Raw genomic sequence first — 6,313 nt, 5'->3', positions numbered from 1 at the left:
ACTGGGGTACTTATATACATGTAGCAGACAAAAGAGAGAAGAAGCGACACAGAGGAACAAGTACTATGTGGTTAGGACGAGGACGATGTGGTTAGGAATAGGACGATGTGGTCAGGAATAGGACGATGTGGTTAGGAATATAAAGAAAGAAAAAACGAAGATAGAGTGCCATGGAACACATCCTTTAACAACACAATGATCAGAAGCGCAGCGAGAGAAGCCCAGTGCAACAAAGGTGGAGTGCAGCTTTTGGTACCACTGCCTAGGACTCTGCTTCAATCCATAAAGCGATTTCTTAAGACGACACACAAGGTGTTCTTGACCTGAGGCTGCAAAGCCTTCCGGCTGAGCCATATAGATCTCTTCGTCTAAATCACCATTTAGGAACGCAGAGGAGACATCCATAGTATGGACCTCCATGTCCTCAGCAGCAGCCAGAGCAAGCACAGTTCGCAGAGACGCAAACTTGGCAACAGGAGCAAAGGTCTCAGTGTAGTCCAAGTGAGGCTTCTGTGCGAAACCCTTTGCGACTAGACGAGCCTTGTATCGCTCTACTGAGCCATCAGAGTTGGTCTTAATGCGATAGACCCAGCGACAACCGACAGCCTTACGACCAGGGGGCAGCTCACACAGTTCCCAGACACCATGCTCATGAAGCGCATCATATTCCTCTTGAGACGCATTGTGCCAAAGTCCAGCATCATCTCTAGTCATCGCTTCCTTGTACGAACGAGGCTCAGAGCTCGATGTTAGGAAAGCATACTCGATTAATTCCGAGTCAGAGAGTGCACGAACAGCATTAGCATCCTCTAGAGCGATGGCAGCTTCAGAAGCGGACTCAGGAGACCTCCCACTGCGCTGGGCACGTCGCAATTCTCTAGCATGTTGGTATGGGTGGTTAACTTTCCACCATTCACCAGCAGGACGAACAGAGCGCCCAGAACGCGTCGTATATGGTGCACCATGCACAGGAGGAGTCCTAGAGTCTCTAGCATCAGAGGGAGGCGCAGGAGACAAAGCAGGCTCAAGCTTAGGTTCAGGAGAAGACTCAGCAGGAGAATTAGAACGAGAGCGAGATTCAGAATCAGAAGCAGAAGGCGATGGAGGGAAGTCAGAATGAGGCTCAGGCGAAGGAGAAGAGGGAACAGGTGATGTAGACAGAGGAACATCGTTAGAATCGTCTAAGTCAGGCTCAGAGCCAGAATCCGAGTCATCGTCGTCAGAGTGAGTGCTGGAAGGCTCAACAGATGGCACAGCAGGTGTAGAAGTGGGCGCCGGCAAATTGCCAGCTACATCTCCCACTGAGCCAGACAGCGGCTCATAACGAGGGCCAGGGAGCCTGAGTTCCGCACCAGGCATTTCCGTCTCTACAAATCGCACATCACGCGATATAAACACCTCATTCGTCAAAGGATCCCAGCATTTCCACCCCTTATAATCGAGTGGATAGCCAAGGAAGATGCATTTTCGCGACTTGGGCTCGAAGGAGCGTCGCTTGTCCTTCTGCACATGGGCATATGCCCGACAGCCGAAAACGCGAAGGTGGGACACTGAGGGTTTCCGATGATAGAAGGCCTCAAATGGCGTCGTTCCGGCTACAGAAGCGGATGGGGAGAGGTTGAGGGTGTGGAGGTAACAGGACAGAGCTTCTCCCCAAAAGCGAGCTGGGAAATGCGAGTCAGACAGCAAGGAGGTCACACCTTCGTCTAAGATGCGATTAGTGCGCTCAGCGACACCATTCTGTTGGGGAGTCGCTCTAGCAGTATGCTGACGCTCGATGCCATGCTCTAGCATGAAGTTCTCCCACTCATTTGACATATACTCGCCACCCTTGTCGTCTCTAAGCGATTTGAGCGATTTGCCAGTTTGCTTTTCAGCCCAAGCCTTATAATGCTTGAAAGCGTCAAAGGCTTCGCTCTTCTTGTGCAGGAGCCAGCAGCGACGAAAGCGAGAGGCATCGTCTGTAAAAGAGATCCAGTACTTGAATCCATTAGCAGTCGCAGGGAGAGGGCCATGGAGATCGGAATGGACGAGTTCTAAGGGCACAGAACGACGAGAGGCAGTTTGGGGAAAGGGGTCTCGAGTTTGCTTGCCCTCCAAGCAAGAGGGGCAGACTGGAGTCGAACTGGGGACGCTTGGGAGCGATAGGTTAGTTACCAAGTCGTTCTCAACCAAGGATTTCAGACGACCAAGGCTGATATGGCCAAGTCGTTGGTGCCAGAGCTTATAGTCAGAATGCCCAGCCGAAACGGCGCTGGCTGAAGCGATTACAGACCTCCCACTCAACAATGCGACTCTGTCAGCTCCCACTGAAGCGTAGAAGCGAGGAATGGAGTCCTTGATGAACTCCATGGTGCGCAAATGGATCTGGACATCGAATCCATGGTCGCAAGTGAGAGTTAAGACAGACAGGAGGTTTTGATTGAGCGCAGGAACATGTAAGACGTTAGAGAAGAGTACAGAGCGCAAATTACGATTATCCTTCACTGGAGCGAACTCTACAGTGCCTCTCCCTGCAGCATACACAACCTGGCCATTGGCAACGCGAATTGGGACACTACAAGGTGTGTAGGACTTGAACCACTCTCGACGAGGTGTCATATGAGAAGTGGCCCCTGTGTCTGCGTTCCAGGCGTCAGGGAGGGCGCTGGGAGAGGTGGAAGATCGAATACTTGCCGCTCCTGCAGACTCTGTAGGCGTTTGGGCGTCCTGAGTGGCATTGGCCTTGTCCTTGCGATTAGAACGCCGATTTTTCGAATGTGAGGACGACTGCTGGACTTCCTCCTTTGCCTTCTTGCTGGACTCTGCAAACTTGAAGCAGCGCTCAACAGTGTGTCCATTCTTGCCACAGAAGGCGCAAATAAGACCCGACGCTGGAGCGGCTGTTTGGGAGTCAGAAGAGGGCGCTGCAGTGGCCACAGCAACCGCAGCAGCTGCAGCAGCACCTACACGATGTGCCTCTTCGTTTTTGAGGGCGTCCTCGACCTGCTGCACTGTCAATTCAGACTGAGCAAGGAGGGATGTGGTTAGGGCGCTATAGCGAGTGCCATGGAGGAGGACAGAGATCAGCAGTTCGCGATCAGCGTCCTCAAGCGAATAGAAGGACCCAGCACCCAGCACAGATGTTGGGACAGGCGCAGAAGGGGGCCTAGTTGATTGGAGAAAGCGCAGGGCCTCTCTAGCTCGAGCTATGAAGGCTGGGACTGACTCTGAGGACTCCTGGCGCACAGCTAGGAGCGCTTGGAGCGCATTGTGCCTTGTGGCGAAGCTAGAGGCCCCATACGCGACCTTGATGGCGTCCAGGATCGTCTCTGGGTCTGGAGAGATCAGGGCAACGCTCCTGAGCTCTGGGGCAATGTGGCGTCGGATTTCTCCAACAGCCTGGTCCCTAGACTCAAGGGACTTCCTCCAGCCCTTGGGATCGACCGCCTTTTCTGGAGTATCAGCATGTATCCAGTACCAAATGCCTTTGGCTCGAAGATAGTCCTCGAGAGCGGGGGCCCAGAGCGAATAGTTCGCTGTGGTTAGCATGGGGACATTGGTGGACATGGTGACGAAAAAATGGATGATGTGGTTGAGTGGCTGAGCGAAAAGTACGGAAATTCAGCGACAGAGTAGATGATAGTGCGCAGACGTTTGGGTATTAACAGCGAAGAAATCCGTCCAGGGGCGGAGGAGAAATGGGCAAAGTTTGCGCAAATTCTCAACTCAGGCTAATTGGAGGGCTGGGGTGACAGCGAAGGAACGAGTCCACGGATCTGGCTGAAATTCAAGACGTGGGGTCGCAACGTAACCACGAGGGTGGTGTAGAAGTTTGAAGAGGATTGGATGAGTGGTTGGCGAGGTAGAGCAAAGTGTTGTGGTCAACCACAATTAGATGAAGGTCAAATATCTCAGCAACTGCTGGACGAAACGAGCTGAGATTTCAGCAGAGGGGGCGTCCAGGCAGATAGAGCACCTGTGCGAAGTTAGAAGACGATAGGATTAAGCCAGGGGCGATGGGCCCATAACCTGTTGCAGTGGAAGTTGGGAAAGAGGGAATCCTATGGTCTAACAGACACTGAAGCGCACAGTCTGGAGTAGGCAGACTTAGGACTTGTGGATGCAAGAGCTATATTGTAGAATCTAACTAACCTGGAGTAGGCAGACTTAGGACTTGTGGATGCAAGAGCTAAGTCTAAACCGACTCCATATACACAACTATAAACACTGAAAGCGAAATATAATAGAATAGAGCTGTGGCTTCAACACTCCCACCTTACGAAGCCGGTTGAGAGATAAGCCCTAAAAGCGAGCATACTCTCTGATGGGCAACAGTGTCAAGAGGTTTCGTAAGTCCATCAGCTCTCATCGATGATGTTTGAACATAGTCAAGTGAAAACACTTTGTCTTCAACCTGTTCCCGAAGCCAGTGATACTTAGGCAGCAAGTGGCGCATACGACTGTGATGTTCTGGGTTCTTCCCAACGCGAATAGCAGACTGATTGTCCAGCCAGAGCGCAGTAGGAGCAGAAGGAGGGTATCCGAGTTCAGACACAAAGTTCCGAAACCAGACACCATCAGAACCAGCCTCGTTCGCAGCAATGTACTCTGCTTCAGTTGTAGACTTAGCTACCACAGGCTGCCGCTTCGAGCTCCAGTTCACCAGGCACTTGCCAATGAACACAGTATGGCCACTAGTGGAGCGCGCAGAGTCTACATCTCCAGCATAGTCCGCATCAGAGTAAATCTGGAGACATGTGCTATCTTGCCCAGGACCATAGCATAGCATAAGGTCCTTCGTCGCAGCCAGGTACTTGAAGACATGCTGTACTTGTTTCCAATGAGCTCGTCCTGGATTCGCATTGAAGCGACTTAGAGCTCCCACTGCAAAGGCAATGTCTGGACGAGTACCAACAGCAAGGTACATCAGACTTCCTACAGCTGAGAGATAAGGGACAGATTTCATGTACTCCAAGTCCTCAGGCGATTGAGGGCAGTCTTCCTTAGTTAGAGGCGCAGACTTGGCAAGAGGAGTCGAGACAGGTCGAGCATCAGTCATATTGAAGCGGGCTAGAACATCACCAACATGCTTGCGCTGGGAGAGATACATTGTCCGATTTGCACGGTCTCTGATAATCTCGATCCCCAGAATGTACTTGATAGCACCTAAATCGTGCATCTTGTACTTCTTGTGCAACTCTGCCTTAATGCGCTTCAGCGTCGGTGTGTGGTTACAGGCAATCGTCAAATCATCCACATAAGCGGGAATGATGACCTTAAAGCCGTCTTTAGCCCACACCCAGACACAGTGATCAGAAGCGCAGCGAGAGAAGCCAAGCGCAACAAAGGTGGAGTGCAGCTTCTGGTACCACTGCCTAGGACTCTGCTTCAATCCATAAAGCGATTTCTTAAGACGACACACAAGGTGTTCTTGACCTGAGGCTGCAAAGCCTTCCGGCTGAGCCATATAGATCTCTTCGTCTAAATCGCCATTTAGGAACGCAGAGGAGACATCCATAGTATGGACCTCCATGTCCTCAGCAGCAGCCAGAGCAAGCACAGTTCGCAGAGACGCAAACTTGGCAACAGGAGCAAAGGTCTCAGTGTAGTCCAAGTGGGGCTTCTGAGAGAATCCCTTGGCAACTAGACGAGCCTTATATCGCTCTACTGTGCCATCAGAGTTGGTCTTAATGCGATAGACCCAGCGACAACCGACAGCTTTACGACCAGGAGGCAGCTCACATAGTTCCCAGACACCATGCTGGTGAAGCGCATCATATTCCTCTTGAGAAGCATTGTGCCAAAGTCCAGCATCATCTCTTGTCATCGCTTCCTGGTACGAACGAGGCTCAGCACTCGAAGTTAGGAAAGCATACTCGATTAATTCCGAGTCAGAGAGTGCACGGACAGCATTAGCATCCTCTAGAGCGATAGCAGCTTCAGAAGCGGACTCAGGAGACCTCCCACTGCGATGGGCACGTCGCAGTTCTCTAGCATGCTGATATGGATGGTTAACTTTCCACCATTCGCCAGCAGGACGAACAGAGCGCCCAGAACGCGTTGTATATGGTGCACCATGCGCAGGAGGAGTCCTAGAGTCTCTAGCATCAGAGGGAGGCACAGGAGACGCAGCAGGCTCAAGCTTAGGTTCAGGAGAAGACTCAGCAGGAGAATTAGAACAAGAGCGAGAATCAGAAGATGGCTCAGAAGCAGAAGGCGATGGAGGGAAGTCAGAATGAGGCTCAGGCGACGGAGACGAAGATGAAGAAGAGGGAACAGGTGTAGAAGGAGGAGGAACAAAGTCATGATCGCTAGAATCGTCTAAGTCAGG

Annotated in this window: 2 protein-coding genes and 1 pseudogene; all 3 read right to left on the bottom strand. The window is 51.7% G+C overall.

What is annotated here, in order from left to right:
* Positions 1-111 precede the first annotated feature (111 nt).
* The 3 genes and pseudogenes from VGH54_RS11330 to VGH54_RS11325 all read right to left on the bottom strand — a co-directional run bounded on the left by VGH54_RS11330 (position 112) and on the right by VGH54_RS11325 (position 5,809).
* Positions 112-714, bottom strand: a complete 603-nt coding sequence (locus VGH54_RS11330) for a reverse transcriptase domain-containing protein (RefSeq protein WP_331512081.1) — start codon at positions 712-714, stop codon at positions 112-114.
* A gap of 1,044 nt (positions 715-1,758) precedes the next feature.
* Positions 1,759-3,531: pseudogene (locus tag VGH54_RS30040) on the bottom strand (hypothetical protein); the annotation flags it as partial.
* Positions 3,532-4,258: 727 nt separating this feature from the next.
* The gene (locus VGH54_RS11325; RefSeq protein ID WP_331512080.1) at positions 4,259-5,809 is read right to left on the bottom strand and encodes a Ty1/Copia family ribonuclease HI; all 1,551 of its coding nucleotides are present in this window, start codon (positions 5,807-5,809) and stop codon (positions 4,259-4,261) included.
* Positions 5,810-6,313: the final 504 nt, after the last annotated feature.

This window comes from Mycobacterium sp., from assembly GCF_036488105.1.
Classification (GTDB): Bacteria; Actinomycetota; Actinomycetes; order Mycobacteriales; family Mycobacteriaceae; genus Mycobacterium.
This window is presented reverse-complemented; position numbering and strand designations above follow the sequence as displayed.

Excerpts from the sequence above, each read along its gene's own strand:
- VGH54_RS11330 (WP_331512081.1), bottom strand. The coding sequence starts at position 714 with ATGACTAGAGATGATGCTGGACTTTGGCACAATGCGTCTCAAGAGGAA.
- VGH54_RS11325 (WP_331512080.1), bottom strand. The coding sequence starts at position 5,809 with ATGACAAGAGATGATGCTGGACTTTGGCACAATGCTTCTCAAGAGGAA.